Here is a 19,203-nt window from a genome sequence, read left to right as displayed (position 1 = left end):
TTAACACTACCCGATTTGACAATTTTTGGGTCTTATAATAAAGAGGATTTTTAGATTTTTTGTGTGCAAATGAATATAACCTAAATTATAATTAAAAAATTAAAAAGAAACCTATTAAAAAAAATCTTAAACACTTTTATAAAAGATACTTATCGTAAATCTAATATTTATAAATAACAATGCCTATGCAATAAAATTGACATCCAGATTTCTGATTATTACAAAAAATATCGAGAAATGCTCCAACATTTCCCGATATATAATAGTCAACTAAAAATTAGCAACTATATAAACATTTCAAATATATGAAAAACCTTAAAGGCTCTGAGCGATATCAGCTCAATCTGCTTAAATTTAACTTAAAAATAAGACTCACCTTATTTTCTTTATTAGTTTCATTTTTTTCAATTCGGGCAAATACCCATTCAGGGAATATCAAAATAAATCCGGATTTAAAAAATGTATCAAACACGAAAACGATTGAGGACTCTAAAAAACGATCTGTAGAAATAGGTTACGTTTCTATTCAACAATCTATATCAGGTATAGTTACAGATACCAACGGACAACCTATACCCGGTGTGTCTGTTGTTGAAAAAGGTACTTCGAATGGTGCTGCAACAGATTTTGACGGCAATTATTCACTTACCGTATCTAGTGCAAATGCAATTTTAACCTTTAGTTCTATTGGCTTTACTTCCAAAGAGGTTCCTGTAGGTACAAATACTACAATTAACATTCAATTAGAAGAAAATGCAGAAGCTTTAAAAGAAGTTGTTGTTGTTGCATATGGTACTTCTACTAAAAAAGATCTTACTGGTGCTGTATCTGTAATTAGTTCAGAAGAACTTAATAATTTTGCTACTACAACCGTAGATCAAGCATTACAAGGTAAAACTAGTGGTGTACAAATCACCGCTAATTCTGGAGCACCAGGTTCATCTGTAACAGTAAACATTCGTGGTGTAGGTTCTTTTGGTAGTACTACACCTCTTTATATTGTAGATGGTTTTCCAACACAAGATATTTCTTTTATCAACCCTAACACCATAGAATCTTTATCTGTTTTAAAAGATGCATCTGCTACTGCTCTTTATGGTGTTAGAGCAAGTAATGGTGTTGTAATCATTGAAACTAAGAAAGGAAAAAAAGGAAGAGTAAATGTTGAGTTAAATTCTTTTTTGGGAGTACGTACCAAACCAAAAAGTGTTGATGTCCTTGATGTAAATAGATTTTCCTCACTTGCACTCGAACTTAGCGGAAGCAGTGATTCTGAAATTGCCGGTTCTGCAATTCCTTATGATGGATGGAACAATTCTGGTAGTCTGAGAAACATAGATTGGCAAGACGAGGTATTTAGCGAAGCAATCAGTAAAAGTACTACATTAAGTATACGAGGAGGTGGCGAAAAATCCAGAGTAGCATTAAACTTAGGGTTTTATGATGAAGAAGGAACTCTTATTGGCTCTGAATACAAACGTTATGATGCCGGATTAAATGCTCAATTTGATGTGACCGATAAGGTTCGTTTCAAAGGAAGTGTAAAATATATATCTTCTCAAAACTTTCAGCCGTTGGGATCAGGACGTGGAAGTCTATTAAATCTCTATGGAAATATACCACATTTAGCACCAGTAGGGGAACTTAATCTTAATGGAGATCCTAACTTAAGTAATGTACCCGTTGATGGAAATGGGAACTTTGGAGCTTATCCAGATGTGGGATCAGAAACGTTTCGTGATGGTAGAAATTTTGTAGCCAGAGCTTTAGAAGATGATCGCGATAATGTAACAAATGATATACTGGCTAACATAAGTGCAGAATGGGATATAATAGACGGACTTTCTACTAGAGTTAACATTGGTGCTCGAGCTACAAATTTTGCAGGTTGGGTTTTTAACCCACAATATTACCGTAGTAATGGAAATATTGATTTAAGAAATAACGCTGTCTTTACTGTTACGCAGAATACATTTAATGAAATATTAGCAGAACATATATTTCAATATAAAAAGACTTTTGCTACTAAACATAACTTAGATGTTCTTGCAGGATATTCTGCACAACGAGGGTATACAAAATTTACTCAAATTGAAGGTACAGGATTCTTAAATAACAGAATTCGGGATATTGCACAAGCTCAAGATATTACCAATAGACAAGGTAGCTTTGCCAGAGAAACTTTAGCAAGTACGTTTGCCAGGTTAAATTATAATTTTGAAAGCAAATATTACGCAACTGCTACTATACGAAGAGATGGTGTAGGAAATAGATTTCTTGTCGAAAATGCCTGGGATGTATTTCCATCATTTGCTGCAGGATGGAATATAGATGAAGAAGACTTCATGGAAGGTAGTATTTTTAATGTCCTGAAATTTCGTGGAAGTTGGGGAGAAACTGGTAACTTCTTTGGAATAGCTCCATTTGTATCTGGCACCACCTTTAGTAACGGAACACCTAGAAATGATTCTAGTTATAGTTTTGGAGGAAACACTACTCAATCATTAGGACTAGCTCCTGTAAGTGCTTCAAACTCTAATTTACGCTGGGAAACCCAAGTACAGAGTAATATTGGATTCGATGGAGAACTTTTGAATAATAAAATATACTTTACAGTAGATTATTTTAACAGAAAATCTAAAGATATCCTATTTGACATAACAACGCCTGGTCAATCTGGATTCCCTACAAGACCTGTAAACGGAGCTACAGCTGTTAATGAAGGATTCGAATTTTTAGTCGGGTATCGCAAAGATGAAGGTGATTTTACATTTGATATTAATGCCAATATTACTACGATCAAAAATGAAATTACCAAAATTGATTCTCCTGTAGGACAAATCAGATTTAATAACGAATTCTTAGATAGTTTTAATGAAAGTGCTTTTTGGTTTGACATAACACGATCAGAACTTGGTGGAGAGGTAGGATCTTTCTATGGCTTTGTAGCAGATGGTATTTACCAAAGTCAAGCAGAGATCGATGCATTAAATACAGCTTCTCCTAATGGAAATTATCAAGCTGCAGAGACCTCACCTGGTGATCGTAGGTTTAGAGATCTTAACGGTGATGGTCAAATTACTGGAGAGGACAGAGAAGTTATAGGTAGTCCTATACCAGATTTTTATGGAAGTTTAAACCTTAACTTTGCTTACAAAAACTTTGATCTGGGACTTAATTTCTACGGTACTTATGGCAATGAAATATTGAATCTTGTAAAACGAGAATTAGAAAGTGCCTCAGGTTATGGTAATTCGGCATCTTTCTCAAATGTAAGTACCGAATATTTCAATAATAGATGGACAGTTGGTAACCCTTCAAATACTTTTTCCAGAGCCTTAATCGATGATGGAAGTGTCCAAAATAACAGGGCTTCCAGTTACTTTGTAGAAGACGGTTCGTATTTTAGGTTAAGAAACATTAATTTAGGGTATACTTTACCTAGCGAAATAACCGATAAAATTGGTCTAAATTCCTTTAGACTATATCTAAGTGCTCAAAATCTATTCACTATTACAGATTATAGTGGTTCTGATCCTGAAGTAGGACAAAACTCAGATATCCAAGGTCAGAGCAGTGTTACTACCAGAGGTATAGATGCTGGTGCTTATCCAGTATCAAGATTTTTTACACTTGGATTTAATTTAAAATTTTAAATAAATTGTTATGAATATAAAACTCAAAAACACTAAGCTTTTCGTTTTCTTTGGAGTTGCAATACTAACCTTTGTATTGAGCTGTTCTGATGAGTTCTTATTAGATGAAAATGAAAAAGATTTATCAGAGAACATTGTTTTTAGCGATGATAATACAGCATTAGCAGCTGTAACAGGTGTATATGATGGATTACAAAATGATTCACAGGGTGATCCCGGTCTACCCAATGAGTTTAATGTTAAAGGTATTTTTAGAATGGCTAATAACATTACACTAGATTGGCAAGATAGTGCTGTACGGGGAGAATCAGAATATGACAGATTAGATCTTAGTCCCGATGGTGATGTTGCTGTTAAAATATGGCCCAACCTTTATAGAGCTATTGGTAGAGCCAATAATGCACTTGATAATTTACAACCAGCTATTGATGCTGGAAATGTAAATGCAGACCTAGGAAACAGGCTAATTGGTGAAGTATTGGTAATCAGGTCTATATCGTATCAATATCTTGCCGCAACCTATGGAAATGTACCTCTAATGTTGAGTCAAAATGATGACCCTTTTAAGGGTAGAGACCCTGAAGAGATGATCTGGCAACGAATAGTTACTGATATGGAAGAGGCAGTAGATAGACTTCCGTGGTCATATGATGATGAAAAAGGCAGGGTATCCAAAGGAACCGCCTATGCCGTTTTAGGAAATGCTCATATGTGGTTAGGACAATATGATAGGGCAATTACAGCTTTTGAAGCTATAGAAACTGGAGGAGTTACTTCTTTAGAAGAAAATTATCTTGATATTCATGCCGTAGCAAACCCAAATGGTAAAGAATCAATATTTGAAATACAATGGGCTGCTAATGGTGATTTAAGCTGGAACAGAAATGATGAAGTAAATATTTTACAATTATTTGCTATGCCAACTGATATCACCGGTGGTGGTGGTTTTGCAGGTATCCCAAGAAAAGAATTATATGATTCTTTTGAACCCGGAGACTTAAGGAGGCAAGCCACAGTGATTGGACCAGGTGAAGAACATCCTGACCCATTAATTGATATTAATATGTATGAGGGAGTAGATATCAATACTTGTGGTACAATTGCTGATCCTTGGACAGGTGCACCAGCAGGGGAAGCAGAATCTGATCAAAGAACAGGATATTGGGGTATTAAAAGCTGGAGAGATCCTAATATTGATGGTTGGGGTAGAACTCAACTTTTTGGAGGTCAAGGTCATATTTGGATACGTTACGGTGAAGTACTACTAAGTTTAGCTGAAGCCTATCATAAATCAGGTAATGACGGTAAAGCCATGGAAAACGTAATGAGAATTAGAAATCGTGCCTGGGGAGGCATTGCCCCTACTCCAACAGGAAGTATGATGGATATTATTCTTGAAGAGTACAGACACGAGCTGGGAGGGGAATTTTCTTTATGGCCAGTGATTAGAAGGTCAGGTGAAGCTACCCGGTATATTCAAGAACGATATGATCAAACCATACCTGCAGGTCACGAATTAGTTCCTGTACCTAACTCTGAATTAAGTATAAATCCGAACTTACTTCCACAGAATGAAGGATACTAAAAAAATATAATTATGATTTAAAAGGGTCTTAGATATTGTTTATTTGGGGCCCTTTTTATAATTTTCTAAAAAATTTAAAAATGAAGAGGATATATAGCATCGTATTTTTTTCAATAGTATTGTTTTCTTGTCAGGAAAATAAAGAAAAACAGTTTAGTTTGCTATCCAGTGATCGTACAGGTATTTTGTTTTCTAATGATATTATTGAGACGGATAGTCTAAATTACTTTACTTACCCATATATGTATATGGGAGGAGGAGTATCTGCTGGTGATATTAATAACGATGGGCTTGTAGATTTGTTTTTTACTGCTAATATGAAATCTAATTCATTATACTTAAATAAAGGAAAATTTAAGTTTGAAGATATTACAGATGCGGCTAATGTAGCAGGAGATGATAGGTGGTTTACAGGAACTACCATGGTTGACATTAATAACGATGGGTATTTAGATATTTACGTAAGTGTTTCTGGGAAAAGCAACAAAAGAAATAATCTTTTATATATTAATAATGGTCCTTCGGTAAACTCTGGGCAAATAACATTTACAGAAAAGGCTGAAGCATTTGGGATAGACCATGACGGGCATACTACCCAAAGTACCTTTTTTGATTATGATAATGATGGGGATTTAGACTTATATCTGGCCAACTATCCACCTACTCCATTTAAAAGCCCCGTATCTTTTTATAGACGTAAAGTAAATAATCCAAAAATAGAAGAATCTGATATTCTATTTAAAAACAATGGAGATGGTACTTTTACTGATGTCACTATCGAATCTGGAATATTAAACTTTGGACTTTCCTTAAGTGCGACCATTGCAGATTTTAATGACGACGGTTTTAAAGATATTTATGTTTCTAATGATTTCGATTCTCCAGATTTCATGTACATAAATAATAAGAATGGGACATTCAAGGAAATTGCTAAAGAAGCTGTAAATCATACTTCTCAATATGGCATGGGGGCAGATATAGCCGATTATAACAATGATAATCTTCATGACATAGCCCAGGTAGACATGACTCCAGAAGACAACAGAAGATCTAAAGCTAATATGTCAAGCATGAATCCATTGGGATTTACTAAAATGGTAAATTCTGGTTTAAACTATCAGTACATGCAAAATAGTCTTCAATTAAACAGGGGGAATGATGCTAACGGAAATCCAGTTTTTAGTGAAGTTTCAAGAATAGCCGGAATATCAACCACTGATTGGAGTTGGTCAATACTTTTTTCAGATTTAGATAATGACGGTTGGAAAGACATAACTATTTCTAACGGAACACGAAGGGATATTAATAACAGGGATTATTTCGCAAAATTAAAAACGAAGAACTATTTTGGGAATGCAGCATTATCAGCAGAAGAAGTACAACAAATCCCTTCAGAAAAAATATCTAATTATATTTTTAAAAACACCAAAGATTTTACTTTTAAAAATATGGTAGATGAATGGGGATGGGATGAAAAAACGTTTTCTAATGGATCTCTATATGCTGATTTGGATAATGATGGGGATTTAGATTTTGTTATTAATAATATCGATCAGCATCCCTCGATTTATAAAAACAATAATTTAAACCATAATAATTTTTTAACAATAAGTCTAAAAGGCACTAAAAACAACCAAAATGGTCTTGGAGCAAAAGTATATATAACGACCAATCAATCACAACAATTCAATGAACTTACCTTAACCAGGGGATTTCAATCTTCTGTAGCTCCTATATTACACTTTGGTTTAGGGAAAGAAGAAATCGTATCATTAGTAAAAGTAGTATGGCCAAATGGTGATATTTCTGAAATAAAAGATGTAAAAGCAAATCAAAATCTCCTGGTAGATTTTTCCTCTGCTCAGAAATCAAAAAAAGAATCTCTTCAAAATAAACCGCTATTTCAAACTATAGCTTTAGATACCATTGGTGTAGATTTTGCCCATATAGAAAACAAATATGATGACTATTATTTTGAGCCTCTATTACCTCATCAAACTTCTATGTTGGGTCCAGGGATTGCGGTTGGCGATGTAAATGGAGATGGCTTAGAAGATTTTTACATAGGTGGTGCTTCAAAACAAGCAGCAACACTATTTGTCCAAAATACTGAAGGTAAGTTCAACAGAACCAACGATATTATTTGGGAAGCTGATAAAGCTATGGAAGATATGAGTGCTTTATTTTTGGATTATGATAATGATGGGGATAAAGATCTATATGTAGTGAGTGGCGGCAATGAAGGTGATCAAGACTTAGCAAATTTTCAAGACCGTCTTTATATAAATGATGGTAAAGGCAAATTTATTAAAAGTATAAGCGTTTTACCTCGCATAGAAACTAGCGGTTCTCGAGTAATAGCAGGTGACTACGATAATGACGGAGATTTAGATCTATTTGTAGGTGGGAGATTAGTTGTTGGACAATACCCCTGGCCGGCAAAGAGTTATATTTTAAATAATGATAATGGTATTTATAAAGATGTAACAGCAGAAATAGCCCCGGATTTTTCAACATTAGGAATGATTACAGATGCTAGTTGGACAGATTTTGATAATAATGGTACACTAGATCTTATTATCGTAGGTGAATGGACACCAATCTTATTTTATAGCAATGATGGTAATACATTTCAAAATACAACAACATCTACTGGGCTTCAAAACACCAATGGTTGGTGGTCAAGCATAACTCAAGATGATTTTGATAATGATGGCGATATTGATTATATAATTGGTAATTTAGGTCTAAATTACAAATACAAAGCCTCAAAAGATGAACCTTTTGAAGTATATGCAGATGATTTTGACGGTAATAAGAGAAAAGATATAGTACTGAGTTATTATAATTTTGGAAAATTATTTCCGGTTCGTGGTAAATCATGTTCATCTCAGCAAATGCCAACATTAAGAAAAAAATTCCAAGACTATAATTCGTTTGCAATTGCAGATGTTAATGAAGTATATGGTAAAGAAAAACTAGACAATGCCGAGATACATTACAAAGTTCAAACTTTTGCGAGTAGTTACATAGAAAATTTAGGTAAAGGAAAGTTTAAAATAACTCCATTGCCTAATGAAGCTCAATTTTCTTCGGTTAATAAAATAATCTCTGACGATATTGATGGAGATGGCTTCAAAGACATTATACTTGGAGGAAATTTGTATGCTTCTGAAATCGAAACCCCTAGAAACGATTCAAGTATTGGTACCTTTTTAAAGGGTGATGGTAATGGTAACTTTATTGTAGTACCAAATGATCAATGTGGATTATATCTTAAGGGGGATGTTAAAGATTTCTCCTTCATCACTATTGGTAATACAAGGTATATTGGTGTTGTTAAAAATAATGATGATCTTCAATTTGTAAAGGTTAAAAGAAATAACTCTTCTAAAGCAATCCAGGCGCTACCCTAAAAAAGCAAAACTTTTTAATCATTCTCCTAGAACGCAAAACTACATTACAATATTGAGGTAACTTTTTTAAATCATTATTCTTTTTTTTTCATATTACCACTACCCTTTTTGTGTTTTTTAGGGTCTTATTATAAAGAGATCTTCTATAAAGAGTACTAAACTTGTGTTTTAATATATAATCAAAAACTATTAATTAAGTCTGAGTTAGCTTTTTTTCTTAATTACAAGAGGTGTAGAATTGCCGTTCTACACCTTACTTTTTTTCACAACAAAGTTCAAAACATTGTGTTTTTATGAGTTAAAATTCAATGTCTATTTTATAATACAACAATCAAATCATATCTTACGTTAACATTACAACACACTTAATAAGGCTTATACTAATCAAAGACGATATATGAAACTCTTCACATTCATTATTGTATTTATACTCATATATCAAAGCAGCGCTCAAGAAATTGAGGAAGTTAATCCAAATACCTATCGGTTTAGTTATAAATCAGAATTATACAAAGGGACTAAACTCCAAATAACCAAAAAAATAAGGACGCTAAAGAATAATTCATGGTTTGTAAATATTCCTGAAGAAAAACAAGTCGAACTTAATATGCTTTTTAAAAAAGTACGAGAACAACCCATACCCCGATTGTATAAAAAACGTGCGATCATATTTCTTGATGCTTTATATGCTTATGAAGATTTCTTAATCATATATGACAATGCTCTCTATGCGGTGATTTTACATCTAAAAAGAGATATGCGACGTCTTGATTTTAAGTTTGAAAGACAATTTACAAAAGCTAAAGTAGCTCTGGATCGTGCTAATAAAGAAGATAAAAATAATATTAAAGAAATTAATCGACTGAGTAAAGAATTTCATGATAGCCAAATAAAATTAATGAGTCATCGATGGATGAAGAAAAAAATAGAACGATATAGAGGCATGGATGCGGTTAAAAATCCAGACGAGCTTATTGCAGAATTTAAAAAGGCTGAAGCAATGAATATCTTTACAATGATTGAAGAAAAAAAAATTGACAAAATCAATTCATATCTTGAAAATCAAATCATTGATTTCTTTTATAAAAAATCACTCCCCGAGATACATCTTGACAAGCTTGAGTTAGACTATATTGATAAAATATAAACTAAGTTTTATTAATAAATTTGTGAGTATCTTACTTTCCTTAAAAACAATTCATGATAGAATCATCAAATAAAGATAAAAATGCCTGGGCTTGGGTACCTTCACTTTATTTCACAGAAGGTCTACCCTATGTAATAGTAATTACAGTTTCTGTAATTATGTATAAAAAATTAGGTGTGAGTAACGCCGATATAGGTATATATACAAGTTGGCTATATTTACCATGGGTTCTTAAACCTTTGTGGAGTCCTTTGGTAGATATTAAAAGCACTAAACGCAATTGGTTTTTAGGTATGCAACTTCTTATTGCTATAGCTTTTCTTGGAGTCGGGTTAACGATTCCTACCAACAATTTCTTTATTTTAAGTCTTTCTTGTTTTTGGATTGCTGCTTTTGCTTCTGCCACACATGACATCGCCGCAGATGGATATTATTTAATTGGCCTTTCTGAAAAGAAACAATCTTTTTTTCTCGGTGTACGTAGTACATTTTATCGCTTAGCTATGATTACCGGACAAGGGCTTATTGTTGTACTTGCGGGTTTTTTAGAAGAGTATTATGGAAATAATCAGAAAGCATGGTCCTACACTATAACTATCACTGCTGTTTTTATGGTGATATTAACACTTACTAATTTCTTCACTACTCCAAAAATAGAACAGGAGAATACTCTGGATAAAGAGAAGAAAATAGGTTTTTTTGATGTTTTCAGTACATTTTTTCAAAAAAAACAAATTGGACTTGCGATCGCTTTTATCCTTATGTATCGTTTAGGAGAATCTCAATTAGTCAAAATGGCCTCCCCATTTTTATTGGATCAAACCGAAGTTGGAGGACTTGCATTATCTACTACAGCTGTAGGTACTATATACGGAACTTTTGGACTTATAGCCTTAACTATTGGAGGTATTCTTGGCGGAATCGTAATCTCAATGCACGGATTAAAAAAATGGATGCTTCCTATGATATTGGCATTAAACCTACCTAATCTATTATATGCTTTGCTTGCATTTTGGCAACCTTCATCCACTCTATTTGCAACATTAGTAGTAATTATAGAGCAATTTGGATATGGTTTTGGATTCGCCGCATATTTAATGTTTATGATTTATGTAGCCGAAGGAGTTTCTAAAACCTCTCATTATGCGATTGCAACGGGATTTATGGCATTAGGAATGATGTTGCCAGGCATGGTCAGTGGCATTATCCAGGAAGCTATCGGTTATACGGGCTTTTTTATTTGGGTTGCAGTAGCAGCTGTACCCGGAATCATCCTTACCAGATATATACAATACCCTAATGATTATGGAAAGAAAGATAAAAAATAACAGTATGAATATCGTATCCAAAACAGAAAAAATTGGTCAGTTCTTCTTTCCTGCTGCATTTATAAATGATAGTGATTCAGAAATAAAAAAGATTGAAAGACTTATAAGAGATTATAAAATAGGAGGGGTAACTTTTTTTCATAGCAGAATTAGTGCTGCAACAAACTTTGAAGGAAAGAAAAAAGTAATACGCAACGAAAATAGTGCACAAAGATTATCAGAACTTATCGAACACTATCAAAATATAGCCTCGTACCCTTTACTTATAAGTATAGATGCAGAATGGGGCCTAGCAATGCGTGTAGAAAACACTCCGCAATATCCCTATGCCATCACATTAGGAGCCCTCCCAAAAGACCAAACAGATTTGATTTTTGAAGTAGGAAAACATGTAGGAAATGATTTGGCTAATATTGGAATTCACCTTAACCTTGCCCCAGTAGCAGATGTAAATATCAACCCTAATAATCCTGTAATTGGTTATCGTGCTTTTGGAGAAAATAAAGAACAGGTAACACTTAAGTCTATTGCATTTTACAATGGACTTAAAGCATCAGGAATTTTAGGATGTTTCAAACATTTTCCTGGTCATGGGGACACCGAAGTAGACTCTCATTTGGGTCTTCCTGTGATTATGAAATCAAAACAAGAATTACAGAACACAGAATTATATCCATTTATAAAAGCTATTGCTCAAGGTATCGACAGTATACTTATTGGCCATTTAGCAGTTCCTTCTCTTTCTAAAGGAAAAAATATATCAGCCACATTATCAAAAGATATTATTAAGGGACTATTAAGGCAAGAATTAGGTTTTAAAGGTGTTGTAATTTCTGATGCACTTAATATGCATAGCGTTTCAAAACTATACCCAGAAAAAGGACTTTTAGAATGGAAGGCCTTTGATGCCGGTAACGATGTTTTATGCTTTGCGGAGCATGTGGAAGAAGGAATACTAACTATTGAAAAAAATGCGACCACTGATCAAATTGAAGAAAGTTTTAGCAGAATCGCAGCATTTAAAGAAAATGCATTTACAAAACACTCTTCAGAACATAATATCGATATCAACAAAATAACTTCTCTAAATCAAAATATAGCCAAAGCATCACTTACTCATTATATCTCAGATCAAAAAAGTTTATCCAAATTCATGATTGAGGGATTTGATGCTATTTTAATAAAAAATACAGACCACTGTATTTTCTTTACAGAAATCGAAAAAACAAAAAATTTTAACCTTATAAATCTTTCTAAAACGACTACAAATAACAATATCCTTATTGCCCTATTCCCTGATTCTATAAAACCAAAAAACGAATTTGGAATAGACAAAAAGATGAAGGAGACAATTGCAGAATTAAGCCGTACAAAAAATGTAGCTTTATACCTGTTTGGCAACCCCTACGCTTTGCGAATATTACAAACTGATAATATTAACAACATTATTCTTGGGTATCAGGATCTTGAAACCTTTCAGCAGGTTGCGGCACAACATTTTATTGGCAAACATAAGGCTATTGGAATATCGCCAGTTCAACTTTCAATCTAAAAAACATGAATTCAAATAAAGACCAATATAAAGTCATAGGTTTAATGTCAGGAACTTCATTGGATGGTCTTGATATCGTTTATTGTCATTTTGAGAAAAAAAATGATATTTGGGATTTTACAATTCTTAACACACAAAGTGTAGATTATGACATAACATTTAAAGAAAAACTTAAAAACACGGTTAATCTTGATGCAGTCTCATTATTGGCTTTTCATAATGAATACGGAAGTTGGTTAGGCAATCAGGTAAAAAAATTTATTCTTGACCATAACCTTAAGGTTGATTTTATCTCAAGCCATGGTCATACTGTCTTTCATCAACCTAAAATTGGATTAACTTATCAAATTGGCTCTGGACAGCATTTGGCTAATGCTTGTGAATGTAAAGTGATAAGTGATTTTAGAACTAATGATGTCGCTTTAGGAGGACAGGGAGCTCCTTTGGTTCCCATAGGAGATCAATTATTGTTCAATCAATATGATTTTTGTCTTAATCTTGGAGGAATTAGTAATATTTCCTTTGAAAATAAAGGAAAAAGAATTGCCTATGATATTTCGCCCGCAAATATGTTACTTAATTTTATTTGCGCAACTATCGATAAATCCTATGATAATCGTGGAGAAATTGCTAAAACAGGAAAATTGAATTTGGCCTTATTAAGTGCATTAAACAATTTAGAATATTATAAGCAACCCTTCCCTAAATCATTAGGATACGAATGGTTTTTAGAAAAAGTAATACCTATTATAAATGTTTCTGAAGATTCTCCCCAGGATCTCTTGCATACGGCTGTACATCATATCGCTACGCAGATTGCGGACACTATAAAAAAAGTAACAAAAAAACATGCTACCATACTAATAACAGGTGGCGGAGCAAAAAATGATTTTCTTATAGAAATTTTACAACAAAAGTTAAATGAATTGACTACGGTTATTATTCCACCAGAAAACATTATCGATTTTAAAGAAGCATTAGTCTTTGGTTTTATGGGAGTATTAAAAGAAAGAAATGAAGTCAATTGCCTGCAATCAGTAACCGGAGCGAAGAAAGATTCCTCTTCAGGAACTATTTATTATCCTTCGTGAATAAGTTTATGTCAAAGATTAATTTGCATTCTGTAAATTTGCCAAAAAAATAGAAATGCTAATTATCGGTATCGCTGGCGGAACAGGATGTGGTAAAACTACTGTAGTCAATCAAATTGTAAATGAATTACCCGAAAATGAGGTATGTGTAATTTCACAAGATTCCTACTATAAAGACACCAGTCATCTCACTTATGATGAAAGAGTAAAAATAAACTTTGATCATCCACAATCTATAGATTTTGATTTATTAGGTGAACATTTGATCGCGCTTAGAAATGGTAAAACAATTGACCAACCAGTATACTCGTTTGTAGAGCATAACCGTACTAAGGAAACCATCACAACTGCTCCAAGTAAAGTAATTATTGTAGAAGGAATTTTGATTCTTACCAACCCAAAAATCAGGGATATGTTTGACATCAAAATATATGTACATACCGATAGTGATGAACGTTTAATACGAAGATTAAAAAGAGATATTGCAGAACGTGGTAGAGATATGGATGAGGTTTTGGATCGTTATCAAAATACATTAAAACCTATGCATCAGCAATTCATTGATCCAACCAAAGAATTTGCAGATCTTATTATCCCCAATAATAATTATAACAATGTAGCAGTTGATATAGTACGTACCATTATTAAAGAACGCTTGAATTAACTTTTGTACCTTTATAACCCATATAATTCTTAATGAGATTGAAGCTTAAAAGTTATTTTCAGAAACTTAAAAACAAACCGGCACTGATACCGATATTCGCAATATTTTTAAATAAATATGTGTTGATCGTTCTTCTTTTTGTGATTTGGATGTTGTTTCTTGATACAAACTCATGGCTTATTCATAAAGAATTGGATCAGGAGATTCGCGAACTTGAGGATAATAAAGAGTACTATATCAAAGAGATTGTAAAAGATCAAAAAGATATTAAAACACTAAAAGACAGTAGTGAACTTGAAAAATTTGCTCGAGAAGAATACTTTATGAAACGAGATAATGAAGAAATTTACATTATCGAATATGAAGATAGTGTTCCTAAAAACAAAAAAGATGACTAAATCCTTATTTGATAGTTTTGATGACGTTTCTGCAAAACAATGGAAACAAAAAATTCAATTTGATCTCAAAGGAGCTGATTACAATGAAGCTCTAATATTCAAATCTTTAGAAGGAATTGATATTAAACCTTTTTATCATCAAGAAGATCTGGAGCATATTAGTACAACAATTTCAGAAAATTCTTCCTGGAATAATTCACTAAAGATCGAAGTATCAGATGCAACTATTGGTAATCAAAAAGCACTGGAAGCTATTAAAAAAGGTGCAGAAAGTATTCATTTCGTTATCGCAAAAGAAACTATTGATCTTAATCTTCTTTTAGAAAATATACCCCCAAATACTCAGATTTTCATTGAAACTGAGTTTCTTTCGCTTTCCTATATAAAAGAGCTAAATGACATTGCTCAAAATTTAAATTTAGATATCTTTTTAGCAACAGATATCATTGGTAATTTGGCAAGTACGGGTAATTGGTTTACAAGCCTAAAAGATGATCATCAAATACTACAAGATATTATTAAGCAGAGCAAACACCTTAAAAGTACAATTAGTATTGACGTAGGTTTATATCAAAATGCGGGTGCTACAATGGTTCAACAATTGGCATATGCATTAGCCCATGTTAATGAATATCTAAATCATTTTAAGGATATAACGCTCTCTTCATTTACAAAAACCCCAATACTTTTTAAGGTAGCGGTGGGTAGTAATTATTTTTTTGAGATTGCAAAACTACGAGCACTAAGAATATTATGGCGTTCATTAGCCTCTGAGTATGACATCCTAGAAGAATGCTATATTTTGGCATATCCTTCACACCGTAATAAGACAATCATGGATTATAATGTAAACATGCTTCGTACAACTACAGAATGTATGAGTGCTATACTAGGCGGAGCAAATACGGTTCAGAATCTTCCTTATGATGATATTTATAATCTCGAAAATGATTTTGGAACAAGGATATCTCTCAACCAACTTCTTATATTAAAAAACGAAAGTTATTTTGATTTGGTTACTAACCCAGCTTCAGGATCTTATTACATAGAAAGTCTGACAGATCAATTAGCAGAAAAAGGATTATCATTATTTAAAAATATTGAAGAAGGTGGTGGTTTTTTAAACCAATTAAAATCTGGAATCCTACAAAAGAAAATAAAAGAAAGCGCTAAAAAAGAGCAAGAATTATTCGACAATCAAACCATTATACTAACCGGAGCTAACAAATATGTAAACTCTGAGGAAGTTTTACCTCCTTTTCAAAAATCTGTTTTTCCAGATAAAAATGTAAGAAAAACACTACTTCAACCTATCACAAAACATAGATTAAGTGAGATAGTCGAGAAAAAAACACAATAAAACGTTAATATTATCTAATTTATTGTTAACTTTCGAGCTAATTATAAAACTTAGCTTATATACTAACAGTACTAAATCTAAATCAATGCCCCTAAAGATTAGATCTAGAATCATAGTCGTTTCTTTATCATTAATTCTGAATATGACTTATGCTCAAAATGGTATTAATTGTCATCGTGTAGATGAAACAGGAATTATCAAAAAAGCATTCGATTCTTTCGAAAATGACCTATTCGATTATTATAAATTTGGTAACGATTCTATTAAGACCTACAGAACTTTCCTTGCAGAAGTTGCAAGTTTATCTCTAGATCTTAGAAAACTTCCTTCTAGTAACTCTATTCAATTAGCCCGTGAGTTTAAGAAAATAGCGGATAATAAAAATTCACTTTGGATCAGATTAAGTGAGTATGAAAATCAAGAAGCTGTAAAGAAATCTTCTCCTTCTACTAATAGCAAAAAAAATGAAGAAGAAGTTTTAATATTTAATTACAGAGGTGGATTTATTCAATGTCTTAAAAACACGAGTGACAGTGATGATTTTAAAGAAATTATCGATACGCTTGAAAAGGATGGAAATGTTAGTACTTCATTGATCTCGCAAAGAATTTATTACATTCCTGATAAAGAGTTTTGTGCTGTTGAAATAAAAAACTTTATCGCTTTTGATATCTATTATTCTATTTTAATGGTTATTGAAAAAGCGTTTAAGTAATTTTTTTGCATTATTCTCTAAAAACCTGAGGTAGAATTGATTTTTTATAATAAAAATCATTTTTAAAACCTTAATTTTATGGCCTTGTTAATTTATCATTTCCAAAAATGAGGCGTTGAATAATGAATAGAAAAGACGTACAACACATCCAATTACAAAAAAAAGTAATTCCTACAAGACAGGAAGAGATTTCTACATGTACTACCTCAGAAGGAGTTAACATAAAATCCTCCTATACTGAAGATGATATTGATACTTTAGACCATCTCAATTTTTCTGCTGGAATACCTCCATATTTACGTGGACCATATTCTACAATGTATGTTAGAAGGCCATGGACCATACGACAGTATGCTGGTTTTTCTACAGCAGAAGAGAGTAATGCCTTTTATCGCAGGAATCTTGCTGCTGGCCAAAAAGGGTTATCAGTAGCTTTTGACCTTGCGACACATCGCGGGTATGATAGTGATCATGAACGTGTATTTGGCGACGTTGGAATGGCAGGTGTAGCAATAGACACTGTTGAAGACATGAAAGTGTTATTCGATCAGATACCCCTCGATAAAATGTCTGTTTCTATGACTATGAACGGGGCTGTTTTACCTATTATGGCCTTTTATATTGTAGCGGCAGAAGAACAAGGAGTAGCTAAAAATCTTCTTTCGGGAACAATTCAAAATGATATTCTTAAAGAATTTATGGTGCGTAACACCTATGTTTACCCTCCTACTCCTTCAATGCGAATTATTGGAGATATCTTTAAATATTGTTCTACGCATATGCCCAAATTTAATCCTATAAGTATTTCTGGATACCATATGCAAGAAGCCGGTGCTACTTGTGATATCGAACTAGCGTATACATTGGCTGATGGTTTAGAATACATAAGGAAAGGAATTGAAACTGGAATGGATGTGGATTCTTTTGCTCCTCGCCTCTCTTTCTTTTGGGCTATAGGAATGAATCATTTTATGGAAATTGCAAAAATGCGAGCAGCACGTATGCTTTGGGCTAAACTAATTAAACAGTTTAATCCAAAAAATCCAAAATCCTTAATGCTACGTACCCATTGTCAGACTAGCGGATGGAGTCTTACTGCGCAAGATCCATTTAATAACGTTGCGCGTACTTGTATAGAAGCAAGTGCTGCAGCTTTTGGAGGTACACAAAGTTTGCATACTAATGCTCTTGATGAAGCTATTGCACTCCCAACAGATTTTTCTGCAAGAATTGCCAGAAATACTCAGATTTACTTACAAGAAGAGACATACATTACTCGTACAGTAGATCCTTGGGCAGGAAGTTATTATGTAGAATCTCTAACCAATGATATTGCTGAAAAAGCTTGGAAACTAATTGAAGAAGTAGAAGAACTGGGAGGAATGACCAAAGCTATTGAAGCAGGTATTCCAAAAATGAGAATTGAAGAAGCCGCCGCCAGAAAGCAAGCTAGAATTGATAGTGAGCAAGATGTTATCATAGGAGTTAATAAATATAAGCTTGAGGAAGAAGAAGCTATAAGCACCCTCAAAGTTGATAATCAGGCAGTAAGAACTCAACAAATAGAAGGGCTTGAAAAAGTAAAAGCTTCAAGAAATGAAAAAGCAGTACAAGAGGCATTGAATAATTTAACTGTGGCTGCAGCCGATGATAATCAAAATTTACTAGCTTTAGCTGTAGAAGCAGCAAAATTAAGAGCTACTTTGGGAGAAATTAGTGATGCTTTAGAAAAAGAATTTGGAAGATTTAAAGCAGAAATAAAATCATTTACAGGAGTGTATGCTAAAGAAATAAAAAATGATGATTCCTTTAACAAGGCCAGAGAACTAGCAAATCAATATGCAGAATTAGAAGGACGAAGACCTCGAATCATGATTGCTAAAATGGGACAAGATGGCCATGATCGTGGTGCCAAAGTAGTTGCAACCAGTTATGCTGATGTAGGTTTTGATGTTGATATCGGACCTTTATTTCAAACTCCGGTAGAAGCTGCAAAACAAGCTGTAGAAAATGATGTACATATTGTAGGTGTATCTTCTCTAGCTGGAGGACATAAAACTTTAGTTCCGCAGATTGTTGAGGAACTCAAAAAATACGGAAGAGAAGATATCATGGTTATCGTTGGAGGTGTAATTCCTCCCGACGATTATGATTTTCTTTTTGAAGCAGGAGCAGTAGCTATATTTGGACCTGGAACCAAGATTAGTGATGCTGCTATCACCATATTAGAAATTTTAATCTCGACTTTCTAGTAGTTTCCTAAAAAGTCGAGATTAAGATAATAATTGGAT

General features: G+C 33.2%; 12 protein-coding genes. All 12 read left to right on the top strand.

Translation table 11 applies throughout. From position 1 onward, the window contains the following. Positions 1-305: 305 nt before the first annotated feature. The 12 genes from FOF46_RS21965 (at position 306) to scpA (ending at position 19,164) form a co-directional block, all read left to right on the top strand. Entirely contained in the window at positions 306-3,656 is a 3,351-nt protein-coding gene (locus FOF46_RS21965; RefSeq protein WP_143917930.1) for a SusC/RagA family TonB-linked outer membrane protein, read from the top strand. A gap of 10 nt (positions 3,657-3,666) precedes the next feature. Beyond that, on the top strand, positions 3,667-5,241 hold the full coding sequence (locus tag FOF46_RS21960) for a RagB/SusD family nutrient uptake outer membrane protein (RefSeq protein WP_143917929.1): 1,575 nt from the start codon (positions 3,667-3,669) through the stop codon (positions 5,239-5,241). An 80-nt stretch (positions 5,242-5,321) separates the two neighbouring features. Continuing rightward, on the top strand, positions 5,322-8,657 hold the full coding sequence (locus FOF46_RS21955) for a VCBS repeat-containing protein (protein ID WP_143917928.1): 3,336 nt from the start codon (positions 5,322-5,324) through the stop codon (positions 8,655-8,657). A 397-nt stretch (positions 8,658-9,054) separates the two neighbouring features. Next, complete coding sequence (locus FOF46_RS21950) at positions 9,055-9,804, top strand: hypothetical protein (protein WP_143917927.1); 750 nt, start codon at positions 9,055-9,057, stop codon at positions 9,802-9,804. A 53-nt stretch (positions 9,805-9,857) separates the two neighbouring features. Then, positions 9,858-11,132: an MFS transporter gene (locus tag FOF46_RS21945; RefSeq protein ID WP_109438159.1), complete on the top strand. Its 1,275-nt coding sequence runs from the start codon at positions 9,858-9,860 to the stop codon at positions 11,130-11,132. Further along, a complete protein-coding gene (locus FOF46_RS21940) occupies positions 11,110-12,684 on the top strand; it encodes a glycoside hydrolase family 3 protein (RefSeq protein WP_244299707.1) in 1,575 nt (524 codons plus the stop codon). The genes FOF46_RS21945 and FOF46_RS21940 overlap by 23 nt, the downstream gene beginning before the upstream one ends. 5 nt (positions 12,685-12,689) lie before the next feature. Continuing rightward, positions 12,690-13,775, top strand: a complete 1,086-nt coding sequence (locus tag FOF46_RS21935) for an anhydro-N-acetylmuramic acid kinase (RefSeq protein WP_143917926.1) — start codon at positions 12,690-12,692, stop codon at positions 13,773-13,775. Positions 13,776-13,830: 55 nt separating this feature from the next. Further along, positions 13,831-14,439 (top strand): uridine kinase, encoded by a 609-nt coding sequence (udk, locus tag FOF46_RS21930; protein ID WP_109438157.1) that lies wholly within the window; start codon positions 13,831-13,833, stop codon positions 14,437-14,439. A gap of 32 nt (positions 14,440-14,471) precedes the next feature. Further along, a complete protein-coding gene (locus FOF46_RS21925) occupies positions 14,472-14,837 on the top strand; it encodes an FtsB family cell division protein (RefSeq protein ID WP_109438156.1) in 366 nt (121 codons plus the stop codon). Further along, positions 14,830-16,197: a methylmalonyl-CoA mutase subunit beta gene (locus FOF46_RS21920; RefSeq protein WP_143917925.1), complete on the top strand. Its 1,368-nt coding sequence runs from the start codon at positions 14,830-14,832 to the stop codon at positions 16,195-16,197. Before FOF46_RS21925 ends, FOF46_RS21920 begins: the two co-directional genes overlap by 8 nt. Positions 16,198-16,282: 85 nt before the next feature. Further along, positions 16,283-16,912: a hypothetical protein gene (locus FOF46_RS21915; RefSeq protein WP_143917924.1), complete on the top strand. Its 630-nt coding sequence runs from the start codon at positions 16,283-16,285 to the stop codon at positions 16,910-16,912. Between the two features lie 122 nt (positions 16,913-17,034). Continuing rightward, on the top strand, positions 17,035-19,164 hold the full coding sequence (gene scpA, locus FOF46_RS21910; protein ID WP_143917923.1) for a methylmalonyl-CoA mutase: 2,130 nt from the start codon (positions 17,035-17,037) through the stop codon (positions 19,162-19,164). The last annotated feature ends 39 nt before the right edge of the window (positions 19,165-19,203 follow it).

It is taken from the genome of Aquimarina algiphila (genome assembly GCF_007489275.1).
In the GTDB taxonomy this organism is placed as follows: domain Bacteria; phylum Bacteroidota; class Bacteroidia; order Flavobacteriales; family Flavobacteriaceae; genus Aquimarina; species Aquimarina algiphila.
The sequence above is the reverse complement of the archived record's forward strand: the minus strand, read 5'-3'. Positions and strand labels throughout refer to the sequence as shown.